The following is a 24,467-nucleotide window of genomic DNA, read 5'->3' on the forward strand; positions in this document are numbered from 1 at the left end:
CGGCAGCGCGTCCGCCGCCCCGGCGGGCGACAGCCCCTCGGCCCCGTCGGCCCCGGGCTTCTCACAGCGCGCCGTTGCCGGACACCACAGCGCTCGCCAGCACGGACAGGGCGGCGCGCTGCTCGTCGGTGAGGCCGGCCGCGAGCGCGCGGATCCGCCGGTCGGCGTCGGCCTCCAGCGCCCGGGCCGCCGCCCGCCCCTCGTCGGTCAGTGACACCTGTACGGGGCGGCCGTCGTGCGGCGCGGGGGTGCGGCGGACCAGACCGCGGCGCTCGGCCCGGTCGACCAGGCCGGTGATGCTGGATTTGTCCAGCTCCAGATGGCGGGCGAGTTCCCGCATGCCCGGCTCCCGGTCCCTGAGCACGCCCAGCAGGCGCAGCTGGATGACCGACAGGCCCAACTCGGCCGCGACCTTCCCCAGCGCGTTCTGCACGAGGAACGAGAGCTGCGCCAGAGCGTCGACGATTCCCAGGTCAGCCGCGTGCGCGGGCGGTTCGTCGGGCGCTCGTGCGGACGGTGCGGCGTGGACGGCGTCGGGCGGCTGGCCGACGGCAGCGCGGTGTACTTCGTGGCCGACGACGACGTGCCCGGCACCATGGCCGAGCGGGCGCTGGTCGACCCGCGGCGCGCCGTACCGCTGCCCGCGGACGCCGACCCGGTGGTCGTCGCGGCGGCGATGAACCCCGCCCTGTCCTCGTGGGTCGCGCTGCGCCGCCGGATCTCCTTCCGTGCGGGCCAGAGCGTGCTGGTGCTCGGCGCGACGGGGAACGCCGGGCAGATGGCCGTCCAGATCGCCCGGCACCTCGGCGCCGAGCGGGTCGTGGCCGCCGGGCGGGACGCCGACCGGCTCGCCCTGCTCGGCGGCCTCGGCGCCACCGACGTGGTCTCCCTCGCGGGCGACCCCGAGGAGGCCGCCGACCGGCTCGGCGAGGCCGCGGCGGACGTGGACGTCGTGATCGACTACACCTGGGGCGCGCCGACCGAGCGGGCCCTCCCCGCGCTGCTCACCCGCCGCACCGACCGTGCCGCCGCCCTCGACTGGATCCAGATCGGCTCCACGGCCGGACCCGACATCACCCTGCCGTCCTTCGTCCTGCGCGCCGCCAACCTCCGCGTCATGGGCAGTGGCCAGGGCTCCGTCACCGCCGCGGGCATCGTCGCCGAACTTCCTTCGCTGGTCGCTCGGCTCACGGCCGGGGTCTTCTCCGTCGCGGCCGACGCCGTATCCCTCTGCGAGGTCGAGCGCGCCTGGACGGCTCCCGTCGAGCCGGGCCGCCGGCTCGTCCTCACGCCGACCGCGTGACCCCGCTTCTCCGGCGCACCGCCGTTCGTCCGGCTAGGCGACGACCTTGGCGAGGAAGCCGTCGAGGTTGCGGAGGGTGCGGGCGATCTGTTCGTCGAGGGTGAGGGTCTCCTCGAGCCGCTTGACCAGGACGGAGCTCTTCTTGCCGCGGACGTAGAGGGGACAGGCGAGGTCGGCGCACATGTAGAGGGCGACGGTGTTGCCCTGGCGGCCGGCGGCGCCCGCGAGCGGGGCCGCCAGGAGGTCGACGCCGCCGCCGGAGTGACCGGTGAGGCAGAGGGAGCAGAGGCTGCTGCGCATCAGATTGCGCCGGGCGCCGGGGGCGATCCGCAGGACGATGCCCACGGGCTCGTCGCCGGGCCGCACCAGATAGGCGCGGTCGCGGGCGCCGGGGTCGCGCCAGCCCAGGAAGTCCAGGTCGCTCCACGGCAGGTCGCCCAGATCCCTGGGCAGGCTGATCCGCTTCGCCTCCCCCTTGGAGCAATTGACGAACGAGCCGCGAATCTCTGCATCACCGAGCGGGTCCATGAGCGCGAAGCTAACAGGAGGCCCCCGCACCCGTCACAGCATTTTCTCGGCGTCAGTCCCGGCCCGCGGCCACCGGCTCGGCGGGAGCCGTCACGTCCGCCGCCGGGCGCGGCGACCGCTTCCCGCGGGGAAGTTCCGCGGTGCGGATCGCGGGGGTGGCGAGGCCGACGACGCCTCCGGTCATGGTGAGGACGGCGCTGGTGAGGAAGACGGGGGCCGGGCCCCAGGCGGCGACGGCGGCGCCGAAGAGGGGGTAGGCCAGGGGGGCGAGGCGGAAGCTGCTGAGGCTCATCACCGAGGTGACGCGGCCGAGGTAGCCGGGGTCGGCCGCCGACTGGATGAGGGCGTACGCGAGGCTGCCGCAGATGCCGCAGAACAGGCCGCTCAGCGCGGCGACGGCGACCGCGAGGGCCGGCGACGGCGCCACGCCGATCAGGCCGACGCCCGCGGCGCCCGCGAACAGGGCGCCGATCTGGACGGCCCCGGCCCGCGGCAGACGGCCCCGTACGGTCAGCAGCAGCGCGCCGCACCCGGCGCCCGCGCCGAAGCCCGCGATGATCCAGCCGTAGCCGGACGAGCCCCAGCCGCGGTGCTCGGCGAGCAGGATCATGCCGACGTTCAACGGGCCGACCAGGCCCAGTTCGCAGATGGCGGCGGACAGGACCAGCGGGCCGACGAGCCGGTGGCGGCGGACGTACCGCAGTCCGTCGAGCAGATCCCGCCAGGCGCTCGCGCCCTCCTCGGGCCCGTCGCTCCCGGCGGGCGCCTCGGGCAGCGGGCTCATGCGGGTGGCGATCAGCAGCGGTACGGAGACCGCGAAGAGCGCGCCCGCCAGGGCGAAGGCGGCCGTGGCGCCGCCGAGCCCCATCGCGAGGCCGCCGACCGGCGGTCCGACGATGGTGCCGAAGCGGATGGTGAGGGACCGCATGCCCTGCAAGCGGGTGAGCTGGTCGGCGGCGACGATCCGCGGCGGCAGCGCGCCGACGGCCGGCATGAACAGCGCGTCCACGACGCCGAAGAGCAGCGAGACGACGACCAGCAGCCACAGCCCGGGCGAGGAGAGCGCCAGCGTCGCCGCGGCGCCGAGGATCAGCGCGCAGCGCACCGCGTCGCTCCCGATCACCACCTTGCGCGGCCCGAACCGGTCGGCGATCACTCCCCCGCCGAGCATCAGCACCGCGCGCGGCACCGCGCCGACCGCCATCACCAGGCCCACCTGCGTCGGCGGCGCCACCTTGGCGGCGGCGAAGCCGAGGGCGAGGAAGTAGACGCAGTCGCCGAGCATGGACGCGGTGTACGCGATCAGCCAGCGCAGCACGTTCCCGTCCTTGTGCGCGGGCCTGCCGTGCGGTGTTGCGGATATCGCGGTCGCCGTCATGGTGGCGGCCCTCCTCTGGTCTCGACGTCGGGTCGGGCGCGGTCTCAGGGGCCTTCCGCGGTCACTCCCGGAACGGGAATCCGTACATCTGCACGGCCACCAGCTCCCGCCCCTCGGTGTCGCCCGCCTCGACCGCCGCCTTGCCGCGGTCGATCCAGCGGCGCATGAGCGCGGTGATCTCCTCGTCCATTTCGTGGAGTTCGGCGGCGCTGAGCCGCGGCATGTACTCGGAGCTGAAGGAGGCGTCGGTCCACTCCCCCGCCCAGGCGGCCTGCTGGGCCAGGTAGCGCTCGTACCGCTCGTAGCGGCTGGCCAGGAGCTGCCTGGTGACCTCGTTGACGACGGCTGCGCCCTCGGGCCGGTCCGTGAAGTCCCCGCTGCGGAAGGAGAAGCCGCGCTCGGCGGAGACCTTCCACCAGCGCTCGCGGCCGTCGGTGCTCTTCTCGGGGGCCTCGACGATGAAGCCGTGGGCGGCGAGCTTGCGCAGGTGGTAGCTGACCAGGGACACCGCCTCGTCCACCTGGTCGGCCAGGTGGGAGGCGGTGGCGGCGCCCGAGGTGACCAGGTGGCGGTAGAGCTGGATGCGCAACGGGTGGGTGAAGACCTTCAGCGCGTCGAGGTCGGTGATGCGCTGAGCCTGGGGCCGGGGGGCGTCGTCTTTTTCTGGCACGACCACCAGCCTAGATAGGAAAGAAAAGTTGCGCAATCTGATTTGCGCAACTTCTCTTTCTCATCTGTTCACCGGCCGTGGACCGGGCGCCCCCGGCAGGATGTCGGGCATGTCACTCGACGGCACCCGCGCGCACCTCCGCGGCCCCGGCGACCTGCCCCCGCTGGTCGAACGCGCCGCCCGCACCGCACAGCAGCTCGGCTTCCCCCACTCCTGCCGCCCCGAGCAGGGCCGCCTGCTGCGCGCGCTCGCCGCGGGCGCCACCCGTATCGGCGAGACCGGTACCGGACTCGGAGTGGGGCTCGGCTGGCTGGTCACGGGCATGCGGGACGACGCCACCGCGGTGAGCGTCGAGCGCGATCCGGGGCGCGCGGAAACGGCCGCCTGGCTGTTCTCGGACCTCGCGCCGCAGGTCACCGTCGAATGCGGCGACTGGAAGGACATCGCCGCGCACGGCCCCTTCGACCTGCTGGTCCTGGACGGCGGCGGCCAGGGGAAGGGGGACGAGGCGGCCGATCCCGTGGAGCTGCTGCGCCCCGGCGGCGTCCTCGTCGTGGACGACTTCACGCCCGCCGACCGGTGGCCGCCGCTGCACGAGGGCAGCCCCGATTTGGCCAGGCTGCACTGGCTGGAGCACCCGGCGCTGCGCTCGGTGGAGATACCGCTCGCGCCGGACCTCGCGGCGCTGGTCTGCACCCGCCGCCAGGACTGAGCCGCCGAAATAGCGGAGCCGCCGCACATGGAGGGCGGCGGCCGACGGAAACCCCGTGCTCAGCGCACTGGGTGCCCGGCCTCCCGCAGCGCCGTCTTGACCTCGCCGATCCGCAGGTCGCCGAAGTGGAAGACGGACGCGGCCAGTACGGCGTCGGCGCCCGCCGCCACCGCGGGCGCGAAGTCGGCGAGGCGGCCCGCGCCGCCGGAGGCGATCACCGGGACCGTCACCAGCTTGCGGACGGCCGCGATCATCTCCGTGTCGTAGCCGTCCTTGGTGCCGTCCGCGTCCATCGAGTTGAGCAGGATCTCGCCCGCGCCCAGCTCGGCCGCGCGCTGCGCCCACTCCACCGCGTCGATGCCGGTGCCGCGCCGCCCGCCGTGCGTGGTGACCTCGAAGGAACCCGAGGGGGTGCGCCGCGCGTCCACCGACAGCACCAGCACCTGCCGGCCGAACCGCTCGGCGATCTCCCGGATCAGCTCGGGCCTGGCGATGGCCGCCGTGTTGACGCCCACCTTGTCGGCGCCCGCGCGCAGCAGCAGGTCCACGTCCGTGACCGTCCGCACACCGCCGCCCACGGTGAGCGGGATGAAGACCTGCTCGGCCGTACGGCGGACGACGTCGTACGTGGTCTCCCGGTCGCCGGAGGACGCGGTGATGTCCAGGAAGGTCAACTCGTCGGCGCCCTCGGCGTCGTAGAGTTTGGCCATCTCCACCGGGTCGCCCGCGTCCCGCAGATTCCGGAAGTTGACGCCCTTCACGACGCGGCCGTTGTCCACGTCGAGGCAGGGGATGACACGGACCGCGAGGGTCATCTGCCGGCTCCTCGGTAGGCTTCGATCTCCACCTCGACCAGGACGCGGGAGTCCATGAAACCGGCCACCACGACCATGGTGGCGGCGGGCCGCACGGCCCCGAACAGCTCCCGGTGGGCACGCCCGACGTCGTCGGCGTCCCTGGCGTGGCTCATGTACATGCGGGTGCGGATCACACTGTCGGGCCCGAGGCCGAAGGGCTCGATCGCCGCCAGCGCGTTCCCGAAGGCGAGCAGGGCCTGTTCGTACGGGCTGCCCTCGCCGCGCACCTCGCCGTCGACGAGGGGCATCGTGCCGGACACCAGGACCAGGTCCCCCGCCGCGACGGCGCGGGCGAAACCGATGGTCTCCTCCAGCGGGCTTTCGGACTGGTCGCGCCGTACTGCGGGGGTCTCCGTCATCGTGATACCGCCTCCAGGGCTTCTTCCAAGGTGAACGCCTTGGCGTAGAGCGCCTTTCCGACAATCGCGCCTTCGACACCCCGCGGCACGAGAGTCGCGATGGCGCGCAGGTCGTCGAGGGACGAGACGCCGCCGGACGCGACGACCGGCCGGTCGGTGGCGGCGCAGACCCCGGCGAGCAGTTCCAGGTTGGGGCCCTGGAGCGTACCGTCCTTGGCGATGTCGGTGACGACGTACCGCGCGCAGCCCTCGGAGTCCAGCCGGGCCAGCGTCTCGTAGAGGTCGCCGCCGTCGCGGGTCCAGCCCCGGCCGCGCAGCGTGGTGCCGCGCACGTCGAGGCCGACCGCGATCCGGTCGCCGTGCTCGGCGATGACCTTGGCGACCCACTCCGGGGTCTCCAGCGCGGCCGTGCCGAGGTTGACGCGGGTGCAGCCGGTGGCGAGCGCGGCGGCGAGCGTGTCGTCGTCGCGGATGCCGCCGGACAGCTCGACCTTGATGTCCATCGAACGGGCCACCTCGGCGATCTGCGCCCGGTTGTCGCCGGTGCCGAAGGCCGCGTCGAGGTCCACCAGGTGCAGCCACTCCGCGCCCGCCGCCTGCCAGGCCAGCGCGGCGGCGTGCGGGTCGCCGTAGGACGTCTCGGATCCGGACTCGCCGTGCACGAGGCGTACGGCCTGGCCGTCCCGGACGTCGACGGCGGGGAGGAGTTCGAGCCTGTTCATCGGGTGCGTCCTACGTCGTAGAAGGGAGGAGGTGAAAGCGGACGGTAGAAGGGGGCCGGGCGGCGAGTGAGAGGGTCTAACGGGTCGAGCGGTTGACGCGTGAGACCGCGTTAGAGGGTGTCCAGCCAGTTGGTGAGCAACTGGGCGCCCGCGTCGCCGGATTTCTCCGGGTGGAACTGGGTGGCCCACAGCGCGCCGTTCTCCACCGCGGCCACGAACGGCTCGCCGTGCGTGGCCCAGGTGACCTTCGGCGCGCGGATCGCCGCGTTGTGCGTGTCGAATTCCCACTCGCGCACCGCGTAGGAGTGCACGAAGTAGAAGCGGGCGTCGGTGTCCAGGCCCGCGAACTGCCGTGAGTCGGCGGGCGGCCGTACGGTGTTCCAGCCCATGTGCGGGACGACGGGCGCCTTCAGCGGCTCGACCGTGCCGGGCCACTCGTCGAGCCCTTCGGTCTCCACGCCGTGCTCGATGCCGCGGGCGAAGAGGATCTGCATGCCGACGCAGATGCCCATGACCGGCCGTCCGCCGGCCAGCCTGCGGCCGACGATCCAGTCGCCGCGTACGCCCTTCAGGCCCGCCATGCAGGCGGCGAAGGCGCCGACGCCGGGCACCAGCAGCCCGTCGGCGTTCATCGCCCGGTCGAAGTCGGCGGTGATCTCCACCTCGGCCCCGGCGCGCGCGAGCGCCCGCTCGGCCGAACGGACGTTGCCGAAGCCGTAGTCGAGGACGACCACGCTCTTGTGCCTCAGTCCAGTCATGTCGGCTCCTCCCGCTAGAGCTGGAGCAGCCCGGCCGCCAGCGCCATCACGGAGCCGATGGCCAGGACCGCGATCATGCTCTTGGACTGCTTCTGCTGCCAGAAGGAGTAGACGCCTCCGGCGAGGAAGAGCCCGAGCAGGATGAAGAGGGTCGAGTACGTGTTCATAGCGCGCCCTTGGTCGACGGCAGGATTCCGGCGGCGCGCGGGTCGCGCTCGCTGGCGTAGCGCAGCGCCCGGGCGAGCGCCTTGAACTGGCACTCCACGATGTGGTGCGCGTTGCGCCCGTACGGCACGTGGACGTGCAGCGCGATCTGCGCCTGGGCGACGAAGGACTCCAGGATGTGCCGGGTCATCGTGGTGTCGTAGGAGCCGATCATCGGCGCCATGTTCTCCGGCTCGGTGTGCACCAGGTAGGGGCGGCCCGACAGGTCGACGGTCACCTGGGCGAGGGATTCGTCCAGCGGGACCGTGCAGTTGCCGAAGCGGTAGATGCCGACCTTGTCGCCGAGCGCCTGCTTGAACGCGGCACCGAGCGCGAGCGCGGTGTCCTCGATCGTGTGGTGCGTGTCGATGTGCAGGTCGCCCTCGGTCTTCACCGACAGGTCGAACAGGCCGTGCCTGCCGAGCTGGTCGAGCATGTGGTCGTAGAAGCCCACACCGGTGGAGACGGCCACCTGTCCCGTACCGTCCAGGTCGATCTCGACGACGACGGACGTCTCCTTGGTGCTGCGCTCCACGCGGCCCACGCGGGTCATGCGGACTCCTCCGTACGGTGGTGCCTGATGTGCTGCTGGTCGCTGTGTTCCTTGACCACGGTCCTGACGGCGTCGAGGAACGCGTCGTTCTCCGCCGGGGTGCCCGCGGAGACCCGCAGCCAGCCGGGGACGCCGTTGTCCCGGACGAGGACGCCGTGGTCGAGGATCGCCTGCCAGGCGGCGTGGCTGTCGGCGAAGCGGCCGAACTGCACGAAGTTGGCGTCGGACTCGGTGACCGCGCAGCCGATCGCCGTCAACTCGGCGACGAGCCGGTCCCGTTCGTCCTTGAGCTGCTGGACGTAGCCGAGCAGTGTGTCGGTGTGCTCCAGGGCGGCCAGCGCGGTCGCCTGGGTGACCGAGGACAGGTGGTACGGCAGCCGGACGAGCTGCACCGCGTCCACCACGGCGGGGTCGGCCGCCAGATAGCCGAGCCGCAGCCCGGCGGCGCCGAACGCCTTGGACATGGTGCGGGTCAGCACCAGGTGCGGGCGGCCCTCGATCAGCGGCAGCAGCGACGGGCGGTGCGAGAACTCGCCGTACGCCTCGTCCACCACCACCATCGACGGCTTGGCGGCCTGCGCGGCCTCGTACAGCGCCAGTACGGTCGCGGCGTCCACGGCCGTACCGGTCGGATTGTTGGGCGAGCAGACGAACACCACGTCGGGGCGGCGGCGGTGGATCTCGCGGACCGCCGCGTCCACGTCGATCCGGAACTCCGCGTCGCGCGGCCCGGAGATCCAGCCGGTGCCGGTGCCGCGCGAGATCAGCGCGTGCATCGAGTACGACGGCTCGAAGCCGATCGCGGTCCTGCCGGGGCCGCCGAAGGTCTGGAGGAGCTGCTGGATGACCTCGTTGGAGCCGTTGGCCGCCCACACCTGGTCGCTGCCCACGCGGTGGCCCGCGGTCCTGGACAGATACGCGGCCAGCTCGGTGCGCAGCTCGACGGCGTCCCGGTCCGGGTAGCGGTTGAGCTGCCGGGCGGCCTCGGTGACGCGCTCGGCGATCCGGGCGACCAGCGCGTCGGGCAGCGGATACGGGTTCTCGTTGGTGTTCAGCCGCACCGGCACGTCGAGCTGGGGCGCGCCGTACGGGGACTGGCCGCGCAGTTCGTCGCGGATGGGCAGGTCGTCGATGCCGGTCACGGGAGGTCCCATCCGAAGCGGGCCTTGACCGCGGCGCCGTGTGCGGGCAGGTCCTCGGCCTCGGCGAGCGTCACCACGTGGTGGGCGACCTCGGCGAGCGCGTCGCGCGTGTAGTCCACGACGTGGATGCCGCGCAGGAAGGACTGCACGGACAGGCCCGAGGAGTGGCAGGCGCAGCCGCCGGTGGGCAGGACGTGGTTGGAGCCCGCGCAGTAGTCGCCGAGCGAGACGGGGGCGTGCGGGCCGACGAAGATCGCGCCCGCGTTGCGCACGCGGGCCGCGACGGCGGCGGCGTCCTCGGTCTGGATCTCCAGGTGCTCGGCGGCGTAGGCGTCCACCACCTCCAGGCCCTGGTCGAGGGTGTCGACCAGCACGGTCGCCGACTGGCGGCCGGTGAGCGAGGCGGTGATCCGCTGGGTGTGCCGGGTGGCCTCGACCTGGGCCTCCAGCTCCTTGTCGACCGCGTCGGCCAGCTCGGGCGAGGTGGTGACCAGGACGGCGGCGGCGAGCGGGTCGTGCTCGGCCTGGCTGATCAGGTCGGCGGCGACGTAACCGGGGTCGGCGGCGGCGTCGGCGAGGATCGCGATCTCGGTGGGCCCGGCCTCGGCGTCGATGCCGATCCGGCCCTTGAGCAGGCGCTTGGCGGCGGCCACGTAGATGTTGCCGGGGCCGGTGACGAGGTTGACCGGGCGGCACTCGTCGGTGCCGTACGCGAACATCGCGACGGCCTGCGCGCCGCCGGTGGCGTACACCTCGGTCACGCCGAGCAGGGCGCAGGCGGCGAGGATGGTGGGGTGCGGGGAGCCGCCGAAGTCCTTCTGCGGCGGGGAGGCCACCGCGATGCCCTCGACCCCGGCCTCCTGCGCGGGCACGACGTTCATCACGACGGACGACGGGTAGACGGCGAGGCCGCCGGGCACGTAGAGGCCCACGCGCTGGACGGGCAGCCACTTCTCGGTGACGGTCCCGCCGGGCACGACCCGTGTGGTGACGTCCTGGCGGCGCTGTTCGCGGTGGACCAGGCGGGCGCGGCGGATCGACTCCTCCAGCGCGGCGCGCACGGCCGGGTCGAGCGCGGCCAGCGCGTCGCTCAGCGCCCGCTCGGGCACCCGCAGCCGGTCGACCCTGACGCCGTCGAACCGCTCTCCGTACTCGATGACCGCCGCCGTGCCGCGATGGCGCACGTCCTCGCAGATCGGCCGCACGGTGTTCAGCGCCGCCTCCACGTCGAACTCGGCTCGGGGCAGCAGGTCGCGGTCGATCCCGCCCTCGGGGAAGGCGGCACCGCGCAGATCGATTCGGGAGATCACCCTGCCAAGTGTAGAGACCCGGGCATGGGGGACGTTCCGCGGTTCCACTCCGTGATACGCCGCCCGAGGCGGGCCCGCCGCTGTCGCGGGCATGGCCTAGCGTGGCGGCGGGTCGTGGGAGGGGGAAGGGTGAGCGAGCGTCGTGGTGAGGGGCCGCCGGGCGACTGGACGGCTGTGGAGCAGGGGATGTGGCGGGCCTTCCGGCTCGGTGCGGCCTTCGGGGCGGGGGCCGGGGGGACGCCCGCGGTACGGGCCGACGCCGTCGCGCAGCTGCTGCTGGACGGGCCGCCGCCGGAGCCGGGGCGGGTGGCGGCGCTCAAACTGGCGGGCCTGCGGATCACCGGCCGTCTGTCGCTGGCGGGCGGCACCGTCGCCCCCTACGTACAGTTCGACGACTGCCGCTTCGAGGACCAGGTGCTGCTGCCGGAGTGCCGGGCGGGCAGTGTCCGGCTGGTGCGCTGCCACCTCCCGCGGCTGGAGGCCGCCCGGCTCCAGATCACCGGTGACCTGCATCTGCCGCAGTGCGTCGTGACCGGCGGCATCCGCCTGACCGACGCCCAGATCGGCACCGACCTCCTGCTCAACCAGCTCACCGTCCGCCGCGACCGCCACGGCCGCGCCATCGCCGCCGACGGTCTCACCGTCGGCCAGGACCTGGACGCCGAACTCCTCGACCTGCGCGGCGAGTTCAGCCTTCGCAGCGCCCGCGTCGGCGGCCGTCTCAACCTGCGCGGGGCCACCCTGCGCAATCCGTACGGCCGCGACGCGCTCAACGCCGCCCGCACGACGGTCGAGCACACCGTCTACCTCACCACCAGTTGGCCCGCGAACCGCTCGCCCGACACGACCGCGGCTCCCGGCGGGACGGCCCCCGCGGGCGGCGGCGAGCCGTCCGGCGCGGCCCGCAGGGAGTTCAGCGCGGAGGGCGGGGTGCGGCTGGACGACGCCCGGGTGGGCAACGCCGTGGTGATCGACCGGGCGCGGTTCCGGCTGGGGGAAGGGCAGCAGCTCTCGCTACGGCGGTTGCAGACGCCCGAGTTGCGGATCACCTTGGGGACGCCGCCCAGCGGGCCGATGTCGTTGGCGGGCGCGCGGGTGGGGCGGCTGACCGACGCGCCGCAGAGCTGGCCGGGCCCGGGGCAGGTCGATCTGACGGACTTCTCGTACGAGGCGCTGACCCCGCGCACCGCCTTCCCGCTGCGCGAGCGCGTCGCGTGGCTGAACGCGGCGACGCCGGAATACAGTCCCGGCCCGTACGAGCGGCTGGCCGCCGCGCTGCGGGCGGGCGGCGAGGACGCGCACGCCCGCGAGGTGCTGCTGGCCAAGCAGCGCCGCCGCCGCGAGTCGCTGCCGCCGGCCGGGCGGGCGTGGGGGTGGCTCCAGGACGTGACGGTCGGATACGGCTACCGGCCCGGCCGGGCCGCGGTGTGGATGGCGGTGCTGTGGGCGCTGGGAGCGCTGTACTTCGCCCTCCACAAGACGCCGCCCCCGGCGGGGAACGACTACCGGCCGCATTGGAGCCCCGCGCTCTACGCCCTTGACCTGCTCCTGCCGGTGATCGACCTCGGCCAGGACAACGCGTGGCGGGAGGTCGGCGTCAGCCAGTGGGTGGCCTCCCTGCTCACCCTGCTCGGCTGGACCCTCGCCACCACGGTCGCCGCGGGCGCCTCCCGCATGCTCAGCCGCGGTTGATCACGGGCGGCCGCCCTCGGCCGCGGTCGAGCCGGACGACAGCCGTCAGGGCCGGGCGGGCGCCGTGTGCGGGAGAGCCGGGCGGCAGCCATGAGGTGCGTCACCCCCGCTCAACCGATCGGCGGCGTTTCGGGGCCCGCCGCGGCCCCGAGGGGCGCAGCGGATGCCTAAGGCGGGCGTACTGCCCGTACCCTTGCTCACTGTGACCGATCGTCTTCCGCTCTTCCCGCTCAGTACGGCGCTCTTTCCCGGCCTGGTGCTGCCGCTGAACGTCTTCGAGGAGCGGTACCGCGCGCTCGTGGGCGATCTGCTGGCGCTCCCCGAGAACGCGCCGCGGCGTTTCGGCGTGGTGGCGATCAAGAACGGCCAGGAGGTCGCTCCGACGGGCCAGGACGGCGGGGACACCGGTCCGGCCGCCGGTCTCGGCGAGGACCCGGAGGCGGCGCTGTACGGCTACGGGTGCATCGCGGACGCGGCGGGCATCGCGGAGCGCGACGACGGCGGGTACGAATTGGTGGCCACGGGTCTGATCCGGTTCAAGCTGCTGTCGGTGGACGCGAGCGGGCCCTATCTGACGGCCGAGTACGAGGAGCTGCCGGACGAGCCCGGCGCGGGCGCGGGCGCGCTGGCCTCCGAGGTCTCACGGGTGTTCGGCACGTATCAGAAGCGGCTGGCCGGGGCGCGCGAGCGCACCCTCGCGCCGGGGCAGGAGTTCCCCGACGACGCCACGGTGCTGTCGTATCTCGTCGCGGCGGCGGTGGTCGTGGAGACCTCGGTGAAGCAGGAGCTGCTGGAGGCGGCGGACACCGCGGCCCGGCTGACGGCCGAACTGCGGCTGCTGCGCCGCGAGAGCGCGGTGATCGACAAGCTGCCGTCACTGCCCGCGGTGGAACTCACCCACCAGGCGATCAGCGCCAACTAGCGCGTATCAGGGGGTCGGCGATGGCGAAGAAGGCGCGTGCGGCCGGAGGCACCCCGGCCACGGTCGCCCTGGAGAAGGCGGGCCTGCCGTTCACCGTGCACGCCTACGCGCACGACCCGGCGTCCGAACTCTCCTACGGCGCCGAGGCCGCGGCGGCGCTGGGCGCGGCGCTCGGGGTGCCCCCCGACGAGGTCCGGGGCCGGGTCTTCAAGACGCTGGTCGCGGAGGTGGACGGCGCTTTGACCGTGGCGGTCGTCCCGGTCGCGGGCTCGCTCGACCTCAAGGCGCTGGCCGCGGCGGTCGGCGGCAAGCGCGCCACGATGGCGGCGCCGGCCGACGCCGAGCGCAGCACCGGTTACGTGCTCGGCGGGATCTCCCCGCTGGGCCAGCGCAAGCGCCTGCCCACGGCTCTGGACGCCTCGGCGCTCGGCTTCCCCACGGTCTTCGTCTCCGCGGGCAAGCGCGGCCTGGAGCTGGAGCTGTCCCCCGCCGACCTGGTGACGCTCACCTCAGCGGTGACGGCCCGGATCTCCCGTATCTGACCGGGACGCCTCGACCTCGCCTTGAGCGGGAGAGCGTCACTGCGCCGGGGGCGGCGGCGGAGGCGGCGGCGCGCCCCACGGCTGCGGCGCCACGTACACCGGCTGCGGGTCGCGCGGCCCGAAGAGCGAGGTCAGGCCCAGGTGCACCAGCATCGCCGCCGCCGACCAGGCGACCAGCGCGCTCTTGGCGCGCAGCTTCAGCGGCCCGTCGAAGACGACGTTCGGGCCGACCTCCTTGGCGTGTGCCTTGATGTGGACGGTCGGTCCGAGGGCGATGCCCAGCCGCCAGCCGACGATGGAGGCGAGGACGCCGCCGACCGCGAGGCCGAGGACCACGGCGACGCCGCCGCGGCGGTACCAGAGGAAGACGCCGAGGGCGGTCAGCGCGCCCAGGCACAGCGCGATCAGCACGAAGGTGCCGTCGCCGCCGATCGCCTCTTCGCCCTCGGTGTCCTTGAGGTAGATGTACTTGCCGTCCGAGATCAGCGGGACGCGCGGTGACAGCCACGCCCACAGCAGCCCGAGGAACACCCCGCACACCGTGACGGCGACCGCGACGAGCGCGGCGCGGCCCAACTCGGCGACCGGTGAGGGCCGGTCCCCCTTGCCGTCGCCTCCACCGGGGCCTGCGCCCGGGTACGGCGGGAACGGCGGCGGCTGGTCATGCGGCGTCAGGGGTGCGGTCACCCGCCCATCGTGCCAGGTCTGCCTGTCCGTCGCTTCATCGGCAGGCCGCCCTGCGGTAGGCCCAGGTGGCGACGGCCAGCGAGCCGACGCCGACGGCCGCGCACACGGACAGGTCGCCGACGACCGCGGCCCAGTGCGGATGCCCGCCGAAGGTGCGGGCGAACGCCTCGACGCCGTACGTGGAGGGCAGCAGATCGCGCGCCCAGGAGATCGGCGCGGGCATGTGCGAGGCGGGCAGCACGCCGAGCAGCAGCGCCGCCGACATGCCCAACTGGCCGAAGAGCGTGGCGATCTCCTGCCGCGGCGCGAGCAGCCCGAGGGCCGCGCCGAGGCCGGAGAGCGCGGCCCCGGCCAGCGGGATCACGACGGCGAGGATCCACAGATTGGCCAGCGGCAGATGGAACAGGACGCAGCCGGTCACGGCGGTCACGAGGGTGCCGGGCACGGTGAAGGACGCGTACGCGCCCGCCGCGCCGAGGACGACGGCGGCCGGCGGCACCGGCAGCGTCGCGTAGTGGTCGAGTCCGCCGGACGCCCTGAGCTGTCCGAAGTACTGCGCGAGCAGATTGAGCGCGACGAAGGCGACCACCAGGACGCTGGAGCCCGCGACGACCGAGCGCGCCGCCTCCCCGTCCCCGCCGTCGACCACTCCGCGCATCATCACCATGATCCCGACGGACTGGAAGGTGGCGACGAACAGCAGCGGTATCCGGGCCACCCGGGCCCGCGAGAGCTGCGCGCGGTAGACCGCGCCGAAGGCGGGCCACAGCCGGGCCCGCGGCGCGAGCGGCGCGGCGCCGGACTGCTGCGCGGCGACGCCCCGGGGCGCGGGAACGGTTGGGGTGAGCACGCTCATACGCAGGCTCCACGCGTCGGTGCGGAACACGGCGGGGCCGTGTCGTACGGCGAAAGCACGGGGTCGTACGGCCGGGGGACGGGGGCGTACGGCCGGAGGGCGGGTGCGTACGGCCGGAGGGCGGGGGCGTACGGCGCGACCGCCGGTCGGGGCGGCGCGGACCGCGGGGGGAGCCGTCTCATGACTTCACCAGGCCCTCTCCCCTGCCGCCGAGCGCGAGGTAGACGTCCTCCAGGCTGGGCATCGCCAGGGTGAAGTCGTCCAGGGCGGCGAAGGCCGGTCCCCCGGTGACCTCGGCGACGGCGGCGCGGGCCCGCTCCTGGGGCAGCCGCAGCGTCCAGCGGCGGCCCGAGATGTCGGCGAGCGGGTGCAGGGCGGCGATGGCGGGCAGCGACATCGGCGGCTCGTCGCGCCACACGAGGTCGAGCCTGACCTCGTCGGCGACCAGCGACCGCAGGCCCGTGGGGGTGTCGCAGGCGATGACCTTGCCGTGGTCGAGCACGGCGACCCGGTCCAGGACGTTCTCCGCCTCGATGACGTTGTGGGTGACCAGCAGCACCGTCGCGCCGTGCTCGGTCCTGCGGCGGCCGACCGCGGCCCACACCGCGCGCCGGGCGACCGGGTCCATGCCGGTGGTGGGCTCGTCGAGGACCAGAACGGGCCGCTGGCCGACCAGGACGGCCGCGAAGCAGGCCAGCCGCCGCTGGCCGCCGGAGAGGCGCTTGATGGGGCGTCCCGCGATCGGGCCGAGTTCGAGTTCGTCCAGGACGGCGTCGCGTTCGGCGCGGGCGGCGCGCGCGTCCAGGCCGCGCAGCCGTCCGGTGGTCTCGGCGGCGAGCGCGACGGTCAGCTCGTCCAGCGCGGACGACTCCTGGCCGAGGTAGCCGACCAGCCGGGAGGCCCGGTCCGGGTGGCGTACGAGGTCGTGGCCGAGCAGGTCGATCGATCCGGCGTCGGGCCGCAGCAGGCCGGTGAGCTGGCGGACCAGGGTGGTCTTGCCCGCGCCGTTGGGGCCGAGGATGCCGAAGAGTTCGCCGCGGCCGACGTCGAGGTCGATGCCGTCGTTGGCGCGTACGACACCGGGCCTGGGCGCGGCGGCGGTCTCGGGTGCCTGGTCGGCGGCGGTACGGCGGCGGCGCAGCCCTCGGCCCCTGGCCGCGGAACCGGCCGGGTACGTTCTGACCAGACCGCGCACGGTGCACACCGTGTCGCGGGCTGTGGCGACCGCTGGGGGCGCCGTCTCCTCCGTGCCCGTACTCACGAGGATCGAGAGTACGCGCCGCACGCGGCATCCGGCGCAAGGGGGGCCCGGTTCACCCGCTTTCCCCTCGGACCCGCCCGAGGCGCGGGAGGGCGCGGGCCCGGCCGCTCACTCCCCCGCGGGTGCGTGCTCGGCGACCGCGTGGGCGTCGACCTCGCGCCAGAATCCGGCCCTGATCGCGTACCGGTCGTGCTCGTCGATCTGGTCGTCCTTGTGGGCGAGCAGGCCGAAGCGGGCGGCGTATCGCAGCAGCTCACCGTCTATGCGGTGCGGGACGCGGGGGTAGTGGGTGGAGAGCTGCTGGAGCTGGGAGGTGTCGGTGAGGCGGGCGATCCAGCGGCGGGCGAAGACCTGGCCGACCTCGAAAGGGTCGCCGCTGACCGCCGTGATGTCGGCCTCGCGGTCCGCCCAGCGCTGCTCGGCGGAGGTGAGCTGGGCGAGGGTGGGCAGGCCGCTGGTGTCGGGCAGGTCGGCGCCCGCGCCGCGGTCGGTCCAGCCCTTGTCCGACGACCAGCGCAGGGTGGCGCTGGGGGCCGGCTGGGCCGGCGGCGGCGCGGGGGCGGCGTGGCTGCGGCCGAGATCGGCGAGATCCTTCGGGGTGGGCACGGTGGGACCGGCGGGTTCCGGCGGGGCAACCTTGCCCGGCGGTGTGCTCTCGGCCGCCGCCGGTTCCGGCGCGGTGCCGTTCTTGCCCGGCCGCTCCTCCGGGGGCGCCAGCCGCTCGCCGCCCGAGGCCGACTCGGGCAGCGGCGCGGAGAGGATCGCGGCGATCTCCGGGCGCGGGCCGGGCGGCGGACAGACGCCGGGGATCTCGCGGGCCCTGATCGCCGCGGTGATCCACTGGCGGTCCAGCACGCGCCGCTCGTCGGCCTCCGCGACCAGGTCTTCCGACTGGTTGTAGTCCCCGTCGGCGGCCTGGACGGCCCACAGGTGGACGGCGACGCCGTGCTCCTTGGCGGACATCATGCCGGGCAGCAGATCGCCGTCACCGGTCACCAGGACGACGTCGGAGCACGCGCGGTTGCGGGCCAGCTCCGACAGCTCGGCGTGCATGGCGGCGTCCACGCCCTTCTGCGCCCACCGGCCGTCCGTCCGGGTGAGTGCGCCCAGTCGTACGGTCACTCGGGGCATCACCCGCAGCCGACGGTGTTCCGGTTGCGGAACCCGGTCGGGTGCGCCGTCGAACCAGTAGATCCGCAGCAGTGGCTGACCGGTCTCCAACTCAGCACGTTCGCGCAGGCCAGCGACGACGGCGGCATGATCAACGGTGATCCGGGACCGGGAGGGTTCACCCGCCAACAGACTCGCCGCAGCACCCAGTAGGTAGCCTGCGTCCACCAGGACGACGCAGCGGTCCATGTTGCACCTCTTCCGGTCGCCCCCCGGCACGGATTTCCCCCGAGTCTGCCCGAATGCTCGGGGGTTATGACCTCGAACCCGATCATCGGCGTGGCGGTGGTCACTTTTCCGGCCGCCCCACTCCGTCAACTGCCCGAAATGCGCGCTTCGTACTCCCATGCAAATCTGATGGCGGCCGATGGGCCACCAGGCCAACGGCCGACATCCCCCACTAGGAGAGACGATCGTGGCTAAGAACAAGAACCAGAACCGTCAGCGCGAGAACCAGAACCAGCAGCGCGGCGCCGCCGCCACCGAGGAGCGGGAGCGCACGCAGCGCCCGATGGACGAGAACCAGCCGGAGATGGCGCCCGCGCAGGACTTCTCGCACAAGCAGAACAAGCAGAAGTTCGGCCACAACTAGTCCCACCGCGTGGTCGCGGGGGCACCCTCCACCAGGGGTGCCCCCGCACTCACATCACGCGCGCCGGGCTCGTACGGCCCGCGCCCCGGCGGTCAACGCGCCCCCGCTCCGGCGGTCAACGTGCGCGCCGCTCCGGCGGTCGACCCGCCCGCCGCGCCGGTGATCAGCCCGCCTGCTGCTGCGCGGCGCCCAGGCACGCGGGGCCCAACAGGGCCTTGAGGTCGCCGAAGAGCGAGGGGTCCGCGGTCACCCGGTGCCGGTCGAGCCGCAGCACCGTGGTCGTGCGCGCGCCCTGGAGCTTCACCCGTACCTCGGTGTTGCCCTTGTGGCTGGAGAGCACTTCGCCGAGCCTGGCCACCAGCGGCGGGGTCACCTTGACCGTCGGGATGGAGATCATCACCGGCGCGTTGGTGCCCACGTCCGACAGGTCGGGGACCATCAGCTCCATCGCCACCAGCCGCGGGATGTCCTCCCGCTTGTCGAGCCGCCCCTTGACGAAGACCACGGCGTCCTCGACGAGTTGGGTCGAGACCAGTTGGTAGGTGGCGGGGAAGAACATGCAGTCGACGGAGCCCGCCAGGTCCTCGACGGTGGCGATCGCCCACGCGTTGCCCTGCTTGGTCATCTTCCGCTGGAGCCCGGAGATGATGCCCCCGATGGTGACGATCGCGCCGTCGGAGTAGTCACCGGCCAGCGCGGCGATCGCGGCGTCCGTCTTGTCGTTGAGGATGTGCTCGATGCCGAAGAGCGGATGGTCGGAGACGTAGAGGCCGAGCATCTCCCGTTCCTGCGCGAGCAGATACGTCTTGTCCCACTCGATGTCGGAGAAGACCACGTCCATCCCGAAGGCCGGGGTGTCGTCGCCCTCCTCCCCCGCGCCGCCGAACAGGTCGAACTGGCCCTCGGCCTCCTTGCGTTTGACCTGCACCACGTTGTCGATCATCGTCTCGAAGTGCTCGGTCAGACCGCGCCTGGTGTGCTTCATCGTGTCGAACGCGCCGGCCTTGATCAGCGATTCGACGGTCCGCTTGTTGCACGCCACCACCTCGACCTTGTCGAGGAAGTCCGGGAAGGTCGCGTACCGCCCCTTGGCCTTGCGGCTGCGGACCACCGACTCCACCACGTTCGTCCCGACGTTGCGCACGGCGGTGAGGCCGAAGACGATCGTGTCGTCACCGCGCGGTGTGAAGTTGGCGTTGGACTCGTTGACGTCCGGCGGCAGCACCTTGATGCCCATCCGGCGGCACTCGTTGAGATAGAGCGCCATCTTGTCCTTGTCGTCCTTGACCGAGGTCAGCAGGCCCGCCATGTACTCGGCCGGGTAGTTGGCCTTGAGATACGCGGTCCAGTAGGAGACCAGGCCGTACGCGGCGGAGTGCGCCTTGTTGAAGGCGTATCCGGCGAACGGCACCAGCACGTCCCAGACCGCCTGGATGGCCTGGTCGGAGTAGCCGCGCTCGCGCATGCCCGCCTGGAAGGGGATGAACTCCTTGTCGAGGACTTCCTTCTTCTTCTTGCCCATCGCGCGGCGCAGCAGGTCGGCCTGGCCGAGCGAGTAACCGGCCAGCACCTGGGCGGCCTTCTGCACCTGCTCCTGATAGACGATCAGGCCGTAGGTGATGTCGAGGACTTCGCGGAGCGGCTCTTCCAGCTCCTTGTGGATCGGGGTGATCTCCTGCTGCTTGTTCTTGCGCAGCGCGTAGTTGATGTGCGAATTCATGCCCATCGGGCCCGGCCGGTACAGGGCCGAGACGGCGGAGATGTCCTCGAAGTTGTCGGGCTTCATCATGCGCAGCAGGGCGCGCATGGGGCCGCCGTCGAACTGGAAGACGCCCAGGGTGTCGCCGCGCCCGAGCAGCGCGTACGTGTTGGGGTCGTCCAGCGGCAGGGACAGCAGGTCGATGTCGATGCCCTTGTTGGCCTTGATCGACTTGACCGCGTCATCCATGATCGTCAGGTTGCGCAGGCCGAGGAAGTCCATCTTCAGCAGGCCGAGCGACTCACAGCTCGGGTAGTCCCACTGCGTGACGACCGCGCCGTCGTTCTTCGGCGAGAAGATCGGCACGTGGTCGATCAGCGGCTCGGCGGACATGATCACGCCCGCCGCGTGCACGCCCATCTGCCGGACCAGGCCCTCGATGCCCTTGGCCGAGTTGATCACCTTGGTGACGTCCGGCTCGTTCTCGTACATCGCCCGGACCTCGCCCGCCTCGCTGTAGCGCGGGTGGTCCTTGTCGGTGATGCCGGAGAGCGGGATGCCCTTGCCGAGGACGTCGGCGGGCATGGCCTTGGTGATCCGGTCGCCCATGGAGAAGGGGTAACCGAGCACGCGGGCCGAGTCCTTGATCGCGGCCTTGGCCTTGATGGTGCCGTAGGTGGCGATCTGCGCGACCTTGTCGGAGCCGTACTTCTCGGTCACGTAGCGGATGACCTCGCCGCGCCGACGCTCGTCGAAGTCGATGTCGACATCGGGCATGGACACGCGCTCGGGGTTGAGGAAGCGCTCGAAGATCAGGCCGTGCGGGACCGGGTCGAGGTCGGTGATGCCCATGGCGTAGGCGACGATCGAACCGGCCGCGGAACCACGCCCGGGGCCGACCGCGATGCCGTTGTTCTTCGCCCACATGATGAAGTCGGCGACGACGAGGAAGTAGCCGGGGAACCCCATCTGGACGATGGTGTCCATCTCGTAGTCGGCGAGCTTCTGCCGGTCCTCGGGGATGCCGGCGGGGAAGCGCCGGGCCATGCCGCGGGCCACTTCCTCGCGGAACCAGGTCACTTCGGTGTAGCCCTCGGGGACGTCGAACCTGGGCATCAGGTTCTTCGTCTCGAACATGCCCTCGGTCTCGATCCGGTTCGCGATCAGGAGCTGGCTGTTGCGGCAGCCCTCCTGCCACGCGTCCGAGGAGTCGATCGCGTACATCTCGGCGGCGGACTTCAGGTAGTAACCGCTGCCGTCGAACTTGAACCGGTCGGGGTCCGACATGTTCGAGCCGGTCTGGATGCACAGCAGGGTGTCGTGCGCCGAGGACTCGTTGGCGTACGTGTAGTGCGAGTCGTTGGTGACGACGAAGGGCGCGTCGATCTTCTTGGCGATCTCCTCCAGGCCCGCGCGGGCCCGGCGGTCGATGTCGATGTCGTGGTCCATGATCTCGACGAAGAAGTTCTCTTTGCCGAAGATGTCCTGGTACTCGCCGGCGGCCTTGATCGCCTCGTCCATCTGCCCGAGCCGGATACGGGTGGAGATCTCGCCGGAGGGGCAGCCCGTGGTGCCCATCAGGCCCTCGGCGTACTCGCTGAGCAGTTCGCGGTCCATCCGGGGCTTGCGGAAGTAGCCCTCGAAGGCCGCCCGCGACTGGGCGCGGAAGAGATTGTGCAGCCCGACGGCGTTGCGCGCCCAGATGGTCATGTGGGTGTACGCGCCCGCACCCGAGATGTCGTCCCGCTTCTGGTGCGGCGCGCCCCACTTGACGGGCTTGTTGTACCGCCGCGACTCGGGCGCGAGATACGCCTCGATGCCCATCACCGGCGTGACACCGGCGTCCTTGGCCTGGTGGAAGAAGTCGTACGCCCCGTGCAGATTGCCGTGGTCGGTGATGGCCACATGGCTCATCCCCATCTCGTTGCACGCCTTGAACATGTCCTTCAATCTCGCCGCTCCGTCCAGCAGCGAGTACTGGGTGTGGACATGGAGATGGGTGAAGGGCTGGTCGGTCACGGGCGGCGATACCTCCGGCGAGAGGGGGCGGACTGCTGGTGCGTCGCTGGCTGATTCTGGCGGCGCTGCGAGTCTACGACTCGGGTCCGACAACGCGGCGCGGCTCCCCGTACCGCCACCCGTACCGCCACCCGCGCCGGTCCGCCGGAGGAGTCCGCCGCGTGCCTGCCGCCCTCTGTAGTCCCATCCGTTACCCGCCTTTAGGTCACACATACGCTCGCGCATGGCACACTCTGTCGCCATGGACGACATACGGCCGAGGCTGAGGGCGCTGCGCGCTGCCCTTTTCGCCGCGCTGTGCGTCACCCTCTCCTCCACCTCCCATGTGCTGATGTCGCACACCCCGCTGCCGCTGACCGTGGTCGGCGGCGCGTTCGGCGGTGTCTTCGCGCTGGCGTATCTGCTCGGCGGCCGGCACGAGCGCGGCTTCTGGCCGATCGCGGGCCTGATGGTCCCGCTGGAACTGGCCGTCGACACCGTCTTCACCGCGGGCCAGCAGGCCTGTTACGGGCCCGCGGGCGGCCCGGTGACCGGTTCGTGGTGGTCGTTCCACGAGACCTTCCTGTGCAACGGCGGCCAGGTCGGCGGCCAGGGGCTGTCCGCGGTACCGGGCGGCGCCGCCGCGGCGCAGATGCCGTCCACCGCGCTGCCGTGGCTGCTGCTGGCCGTCCATGTGACCGTCGGCCTGGTCGCGTCCTGGTGGCTGCGGCGCGGTGAGGCCGCGCTGCACCGGGTGCTGCGCGTGATGGCCGCCGCCGCCTTCCGGCCGCTGCTGCTGGCCGTGGCCGCCCGCACCGGGCTCGCGGTGCCGCCGCGCCGGTTCCGCCCGGCCGCCCGCGCCTCGGCGGGCCCGCTCGCCGCGCGCCCGCTGCTGCACTCCGTCGTACGCCGTGGTCCGCCCGTCGCGGTCGCAGTCTGACCGTCGTACCGGCACTTTCCTCTCATACCACCACGCGTCATCACGGAGATCCCCATGAGCAGCAGGAACAGCAAGGCCAGCAAGCAGGCCGCCCGCGAGCGGCTGCGCGCGGAGCGCGAGCGCGAGGCGAAGCGGGCGAAGGTCCGCCGCCAGATATTCGTCGGCGTCGGCGTCGTCGCGGTGCTGGCCATCGCGGGCGGTGTCGCCGTCGCGGTCAACGCGGCGAACAAGCCCAGCTACTGGGAGTCCGCCAAGAAGGACAAGCTGGTCAAGCCCGCGAACACCTCGGGCACCAACGGCTCGACCATCGTGGTCGGCGACCCGAAGAACAAGAACAACCTCGACCTGTTCGAGGACCTGCGCTGCCCGGCGTGCGCGCAGTTCGAGCAGACCTCGGGCGCGGACGTCCTCAAGGGCGCCAAGGACGGCAAGTACAAGATCACGTACCACTTCGGCACGTTCCTGGACGGCAACCTCGGCGGCACCGGCTCCAAGAACGCGCTGAGCGCGGTCGGCGCGGCGGCCAACGTGAGCCTGGACGCCTTCGAGGCGTACCACACGCTGCTCTACTCCAAGGACCACCACCCGGAGGAGTCCGGCCCCGACCTGTTCGCGGACGACGCGAACATGATCAAGCTGGCGCAGTTGGTCCCGGCGCTCAAGGACAACGCCGCGTTCCAGACCGCGGTCAAGGAGGGCACCTACGACAAGTGGGCGCTGGACTCCTCCGACGCGTTCAACGCGGCGGGCATCAAGTCCACGCCGACCATCAGGCTCAACGGCAAGGAGCTGACCGCCGACGGTGTGATGGACCAGATCACGGCGGCCCTGAAGTAGCGGCACACCGCTCCGAACGGCGGGAGCCGGTCCCGTACGCGTAGGGGACCGGCTCCCGCCGTTTCGCGCGGCCCGGTCTCCTGCGGCCCCGCGGTCCTACAGCCCGGCCAGGAAGTCCAGCGCGACCGCCCAGGTCTTCTCGGCGGCCTCGGCGTCGTGGTCCGGCAGGTCGGGGTCGGTGTAGAGGTGGCCGGCGCCCCGGTAGCGGTGCACCTCGACGTCGGCGCCGGCCTTGCGCATCCCCAGGTACCAGGAGTTCAGCCAGTCCTCCGGCTCGAAGGGGTCGGGGTCGGCGACATGGAGCTGTACGGGGATGTCGGTGGCCGCGTCGTCGGCGATGTCCGAGGTGCCGTGCAGGAGCAGCAGCCCGCGCGCCTTCTCGTCGCCGAGCGCCACGGTCTGCGCGAGGGCCCCGCCCAGCGAGAAGCCCGCGTAGACCAGCTCCCGCTCGGAGTACGGCGCCGCCGCGAGGACCGCCCGGCGCAGCAGCTCCTCGTTGCCGATCTCCTCGCGGATCGCCCGTCCCGCCTCGACGGTGTCCACGACCCGGCCGTCGTACAGATCGGGCACGACGACCTCGTGCCCGGCCGCCCGCAGCCGGTCGGCGGCGGCGTGCACGGCGGGACGCGGTCCGTAGACGGAGTGGAACAGGACGATCGTCACAGTGCTGCCTTTGTTCGGGTTCGGTACGCGACCATGGTGCCAGCTACCCTCCTTGGGCGGAGCGCCGCGATACGAAGACCCGATGATCCGGGTTTCCTACAAGAAAGCCGAG

General features: G+C 72.5%; 26 protein-coding genes. 8 read left to right on the plus strand and 18 right to left on the minus strand.

Going from position 1 to position 24,467, the window contains the following annotated elements; all coding sequences use genetic code 11:
* Positions 1–61: 61 nt before the first annotated feature.
* Positions 62–433 (minus strand): MarR family winged helix-turn-helix transcriptional regulator, encoded by a 372-nt coding sequence (locus ACIO6U_RS00975; RefSeq protein WP_401714680.1) that lies wholly within the window; start codon positions 431–433, stop codon positions 62–64.
* Between the two features lie 90 nt (positions 434–523).
* Between ACIO6U_RS00975 and ACIO6U_RS00980 the strand changes: the two genes are divergently transcribed.
* Positions 524–1,303 carry a zinc-binding dehydrogenase gene (locus ACIO6U_RS00980; protein ID WP_401714682.1) on the plus strand — a complete coding sequence of 260 codons (780 nt, stop codon included), beginning with the start codon at positions 524–526 and terminating at the stop codon, positions 1,301–1,303.
* A 33-nt stretch (positions 1,304–1,336) separates the two neighbouring features.
* Here the strand turns inward: ACIO6U_RS00980 and ACIO6U_RS00985 are convergent, their stop codons facing one another.
* The 3 genes from ACIO6U_RS00985 to ACIO6U_RS00995 form a co-directional block, all read right to left on the minus strand.
* Complete coding sequence (locus ACIO6U_RS00985) at positions 1,337–1,831, minus strand: FBP domain-containing protein (RefSeq protein WP_391044014.1); 495 nt, start codon at positions 1,829–1,831, stop codon at positions 1,337–1,339.
* 52 nt (positions 1,832–1,883) lie between these two features.
* Entirely contained in the window at positions 1,884–3,209 is a 1,326-nt protein-coding gene (locus ACIO6U_RS00990) for an MFS transporter (RefSeq protein ID WP_401714684.1), read from the minus strand.
* Positions 3,210–3,270: 61 nt separating this feature from the next.
* Positions 3,271–3,879: a helix-turn-helix domain-containing protein gene (locus ACIO6U_RS00995; protein WP_391044010.1), complete on the minus strand. Its 609-nt coding sequence runs from the start codon at positions 3,877–3,879 to the stop codon at positions 3,271–3,273.
* Between the two features lie 109 nt (positions 3,880–3,988).
* Between ACIO6U_RS00995 and ACIO6U_RS01000 the strand changes: the two genes are divergently transcribed.
* Positions 3,989–4,591 carry a class I SAM-dependent methyltransferase gene (locus ACIO6U_RS01000; RefSeq protein ID WP_391159744.1) on the plus strand — a complete coding sequence of 201 codons (603 nt, stop codon included), beginning with the start codon at positions 3,989–3,991 and terminating at the stop codon, positions 4,589–4,591.
* Positions 4,592–4,650: 59 nt separating this feature from the next.
* On the opposite strand, the gene hisF is transcribed toward ACIO6U_RS01000, so the two are convergent.
* The 8 genes from hisF to hisD form a co-directional block, all read right to left on the minus strand.
* The gene (gene hisF / locus ACIO6U_RS01005; protein ID WP_355334040.1) at positions 4,651–5,406 is read right to left on the minus strand and encodes an imidazole glycerol phosphate synthase subunit HisF; all 756 of its coding nucleotides are present in this window, start codon (positions 5,404–5,406) and stop codon (positions 4,651–4,653) included.
* A complete protein-coding gene (locus ACIO6U_RS01010) occupies positions 5,403–5,807 on the minus strand; it encodes a Rid family hydrolase (protein WP_355334043.1) in 405 nt (134 codons plus the stop codon). The genes hisF and ACIO6U_RS01010 overlap by 4 nt, the downstream gene beginning before the upstream one ends.
* Positions 5,804–6,529 carry a bifunctional 1-(5-phosphoribosyl)-5-((5-phosphoribosylamino)methylideneamino)imidazole-4-carboxamide isomerase/phosphoribosylanthranilate isomerase PriA gene (gene priA / locus ACIO6U_RS01015; RefSeq protein ID WP_391044004.1) on the minus strand — a complete coding sequence of 242 codons (726 nt, stop codon included), beginning with the start codon at positions 6,527–6,529 and terminating at the stop codon, positions 5,804–5,806. Before priA ends, ACIO6U_RS01010 begins: the two co-directional genes overlap by 4 nt.
* A 110-nt stretch (positions 6,530–6,639) precedes the next feature.
* Entirely contained in the window at positions 6,640–7,287 is a 648-nt protein-coding gene (gene hisH / locus ACIO6U_RS01020; RefSeq protein WP_391044002.1) for an imidazole glycerol phosphate synthase subunit HisH, read from the minus strand.
* Positions 7,288–7,301: 14 nt separating this feature from the next.
* Positions 7,302–7,454 carry a hypothetical protein gene (locus tag ACIO6U_RS01025; RefSeq protein ID WP_188280531.1) on the minus strand — a complete coding sequence of 51 codons (153 nt, stop codon included), beginning with the start codon at positions 7,452–7,454 and terminating at the stop codon, positions 7,302–7,304.
* Positions 7,451–8,044, minus strand: a complete 594-nt coding sequence (hisB, locus tag ACIO6U_RS01030) for an imidazoleglycerol-phosphate dehydratase HisB (protein ID WP_355334053.1) — start codon at positions 8,042–8,044, stop codon at positions 7,451–7,453. Before hisB ends, ACIO6U_RS01025 begins: the two co-directional genes overlap by 4 nt.
* A complete protein-coding gene (locus ACIO6U_RS01035) occupies positions 8,041–9,198 on the minus strand; it encodes a histidinol-phosphate transaminase (RefSeq protein ID WP_355334055.1) in 1,158 nt (385 codons plus the stop codon). Before ACIO6U_RS01035 ends, hisB begins: the two co-directional genes overlap by 4 nt.
* Positions 9,183–10,496: a histidinol dehydrogenase gene (gene hisD / locus ACIO6U_RS01040; protein WP_391043996.1), complete on the minus strand. Its 1,314-nt coding sequence runs from the start codon at positions 10,494–10,496 to the stop codon at positions 9,183–9,185. The genes ACIO6U_RS01035 and hisD overlap by 16 nt, the downstream gene beginning before the upstream one ends.
* A 186-nt stretch (positions 10,497–10,682) precedes the next feature.
* On the opposite strand from hisD, the gene ACIO6U_RS01045 reads away from it, so the two are divergent.
* From ACIO6U_RS01045 to ybaK, 3 genes are all read left to right on the plus strand, one after another.
* Entirely contained in the window at positions 10,683–12,188 is a 1,506-nt protein-coding gene (locus tag ACIO6U_RS01045) for an oxidoreductase (RefSeq protein WP_401715800.1), read from the plus strand.
* Between the two features lie 163 nt (positions 12,189–12,351).
* Positions 12,352–13,110 carry an LON peptidase substrate-binding domain-containing protein gene (locus tag ACIO6U_RS01050; protein ID WP_355334061.1) on the plus strand — a complete coding sequence of 253 codons (759 nt, stop codon included), beginning with the start codon at positions 12,352–12,354 and terminating at the stop codon, positions 13,108–13,110.
* A gap of 20 nt (positions 13,111–13,130) precedes the next feature.
* Positions 13,131–13,652 carry a Cys-tRNA(Pro) deacylase gene (ybaK, locus tag ACIO6U_RS01055; RefSeq protein ID WP_401714689.1) on the plus strand — a complete coding sequence of 174 codons (522 nt, stop codon included), beginning with the start codon at positions 13,131–13,133 and terminating at the stop codon, positions 13,650–13,652.
* Between the two features lie 36 nt (positions 13,653–13,688).
* Here ybaK and ACIO6U_RS01060 read toward each other — a convergent pair whose 3' ends face one another.
* The 4 genes from ACIO6U_RS01060 to ACIO6U_RS01075 all read right to left on the minus strand — a co-directional run bounded on the left by ACIO6U_RS01060 (position 13,689) and on the right by ACIO6U_RS01075 (position 17,815).
* The gene (locus ACIO6U_RS01060; protein ID WP_401303724.1) at positions 13,689–14,339 is read right to left on the minus strand and encodes a hypothetical protein; all 651 of its coding nucleotides are present in this window, start codon (positions 14,337–14,339) and stop codon (positions 13,689–13,691) included.
* 34 nt (positions 14,340–14,373) lie between these two features.
* Positions 14,374–15,195 carry an ABC transporter permease gene (locus ACIO6U_RS01065; protein WP_355334070.1) on the minus strand — a complete coding sequence of 274 codons (822 nt, stop codon included), beginning with the start codon at positions 15,193–15,195 and terminating at the stop codon, positions 14,374–14,376.
* A 178-nt stretch (positions 15,196–15,373) separates the two neighbouring features.
* Entirely contained in the window at positions 15,374–16,456 is a 1,083-nt protein-coding gene (locus ACIO6U_RS01070; protein ID WP_355334073.1) for an ABC transporter ATP-binding protein, read from the minus strand.
* Positions 16,457–16,564: 108 nt separating this feature from the next.
* Positions 16,565–17,815: an NYN domain-containing protein gene (locus ACIO6U_RS01075; protein WP_391043988.1), complete on the minus strand. Its 1,251-nt coding sequence runs from the start codon at positions 17,813–17,815 to the stop codon at positions 16,565–16,567.
* A gap of 226 nt (positions 17,816–18,041) precedes the next feature.
* Between ACIO6U_RS01075 and ACIO6U_RS01080 the strand changes: the two genes are divergently transcribed.
* The gene (locus tag ACIO6U_RS01080; RefSeq protein ID WP_355334079.1) at positions 18,042–18,218 is read left to right on the plus strand and encodes a hypothetical protein; all 177 of its coding nucleotides are present in this window, start codon (positions 18,042–18,044) and stop codon (positions 18,216–18,218) included.
* Between the two features lie 163 nt (positions 18,219–18,381).
* Here the strand turns inward: ACIO6U_RS01080 and dnaE are convergent, their stop codons facing one another.
* A complete protein-coding gene (dnaE, locus tag ACIO6U_RS01085; protein ID WP_355334082.1) occupies positions 18,382–21,936 on the minus strand; it encodes a DNA polymerase III subunit alpha in 3,555 nt (1,184 codons plus the stop codon).
* Positions 21,937–22,159: 223 nt separating this feature from the next.
* Between dnaE and ACIO6U_RS01090 the strand changes: the two genes are divergently transcribed.
* Both ACIO6U_RS01090 and ACIO6U_RS01095 read left to right on the plus strand, forming a co-directional pair.
* Entirely contained in the window at positions 22,160–22,855 is a 696-nt protein-coding gene (locus tag ACIO6U_RS01090; protein ID WP_401714692.1) for a hypothetical protein, read from the plus strand.
* A 54-nt stretch (positions 22,856–22,909) separates the two neighbouring features.
* Positions 22,910–23,692: a thioredoxin domain-containing protein gene (locus tag ACIO6U_RS01095; RefSeq protein WP_401303736.1), complete on the plus strand. Its 783-nt coding sequence runs from the start codon at positions 22,910–22,912 to the stop codon at positions 23,690–23,692.
* 96 nt (positions 23,693–23,788) lie between these two features.
* Here ACIO6U_RS01095 and ACIO6U_RS01100 read toward each other — a convergent pair whose 3' ends face one another.
* Positions 23,789–24,442 carry a dienelactone hydrolase family protein gene (locus ACIO6U_RS01100; protein WP_355334701.1) on the minus strand — a complete coding sequence of 218 codons (654 nt, stop codon included), beginning with the start codon at positions 24,440–24,442 and terminating at the stop codon, positions 23,789–23,791.
* Positions 24,443–24,467: the final 25 nt, after the last annotated feature.

Origin of the sequence: Streptomyces sp. NPDC087422 (assembly GCF_044744145.1) — a bacterium.
GTDB lineage: Bacteria > Actinomycetota > Actinomycetes > Streptomycetales > Streptomycetaceae > Actinacidiphila.

Bases quoted from the DNA above. Each gene is read 5' to 3' on its own strand.
- ACIO6U_RS00985 (WP_391044014.1), bottom strand. From the start codon at position 1,831: ATGGACCCGCTCGGTGATGCAGAGATTCGCGGCTCGTTCGTCAATTGC.
- ACIO6U_RS00990 (WP_401714684.1), bottom strand. From the start codon at position 3,209: ATGACGGCGACCGCGATATCCGCAACACCGCACGGCAGGCCCGCGCAC.
- ACIO6U_RS01000 (WP_391159744.1), top strand. From the start codon at position 3,989: ATGTCACTCGACGGCACCCGCGCGCACCTCCGCGGCCCCGGCGACCTG.
- hisF (WP_355334040.1), bottom strand. From the start codon at position 5,406: ATGACCCTCGCGGTCCGTGTCATCCCCTGCCTCGACGTGGACAACGGC.
- ACIO6U_RS01010 (WP_355334043.1), bottom strand. From the start codon at position 5,807: ATGACGGAGACCCCCGCAGTACGGCGCGACCAGTCCGAAAGCCCGCTG.
- priA (WP_391044004.1), bottom strand. From the start codon at position 6,529: ATGAACAGGCTCGAACTCCTCCCCGCCGTCGACGTCCGGGACGGCCAG.
- hisH (WP_391044002.1), bottom strand. From the start codon at position 7,287: ATGACTGGACTGAGGCACAAGAGCGTGGTCGTCCTCGACTACGGCTTC.
- ACIO6U_RS01025 (WP_188280531.1), bottom strand. From the start codon at position 7,454: ATGAACACGTACTCGACCCTCTTCATCCTGCTCGGGCTCTTCCTCGCC.
- hisB (WP_355334053.1), bottom strand. From the start codon at position 8,044: ATGACCCGCGTGGGCCGCGTGGAGCGCAGCACCAAGGAGACGTCCGTC.
- ACIO6U_RS01035 (WP_355334055.1), bottom strand. From the start codon at position 9,198: ATGGGACCTCCCGTGACCGGCATCGACGACCTGCCCATCCGCGACGAA.
- ACIO6U_RS01045 (WP_401715800.1), top strand. From the start codon at position 10,683: ATGTGGCGGGCCTTCCGGCTCGGTGCGGCCTTCGGGGCGGGGGCCGGG.
- ACIO6U_RS01050 (WP_355334061.1), top strand. From the start codon at position 12,352: ATGCCTAAGGCGGGCGTACTGCCCGTACCCTTGCTCACTGTGACCGAT.
- ybaK (WP_401714689.1), top strand. From the start codon at position 13,131: ATGGCGAAGAAGGCGCGTGCGGCCGGAGGCACCCCGGCCACGGTCGCC.
- ACIO6U_RS01065 (WP_355334070.1), bottom strand. From the start codon at position 15,195: ATGAGCGTGCTCACCCCAACCGTTCCCGCGCCCCGGGGCGTCGCCGCG.
- ACIO6U_RS01075 (WP_391043988.1), bottom strand. From the start codon at position 17,815: ATGGACCGCTGCGTCGTCCTGGTGGACGCAGGCTACCTACTGGGTGCT.
- ACIO6U_RS01090 (WP_401714692.1), top strand. From the start codon at position 22,160: ATGGCACACTCTGTCGCCATGGACGACATACGGCCGAGGCTGAGGGCG.
- ACIO6U_RS01095 (WP_401303736.1), top strand. From the start codon at position 22,910: ATGAGCAGCAGGAACAGCAAGGCCAGCAAGCAGGCCGCCCGCGAGCGG.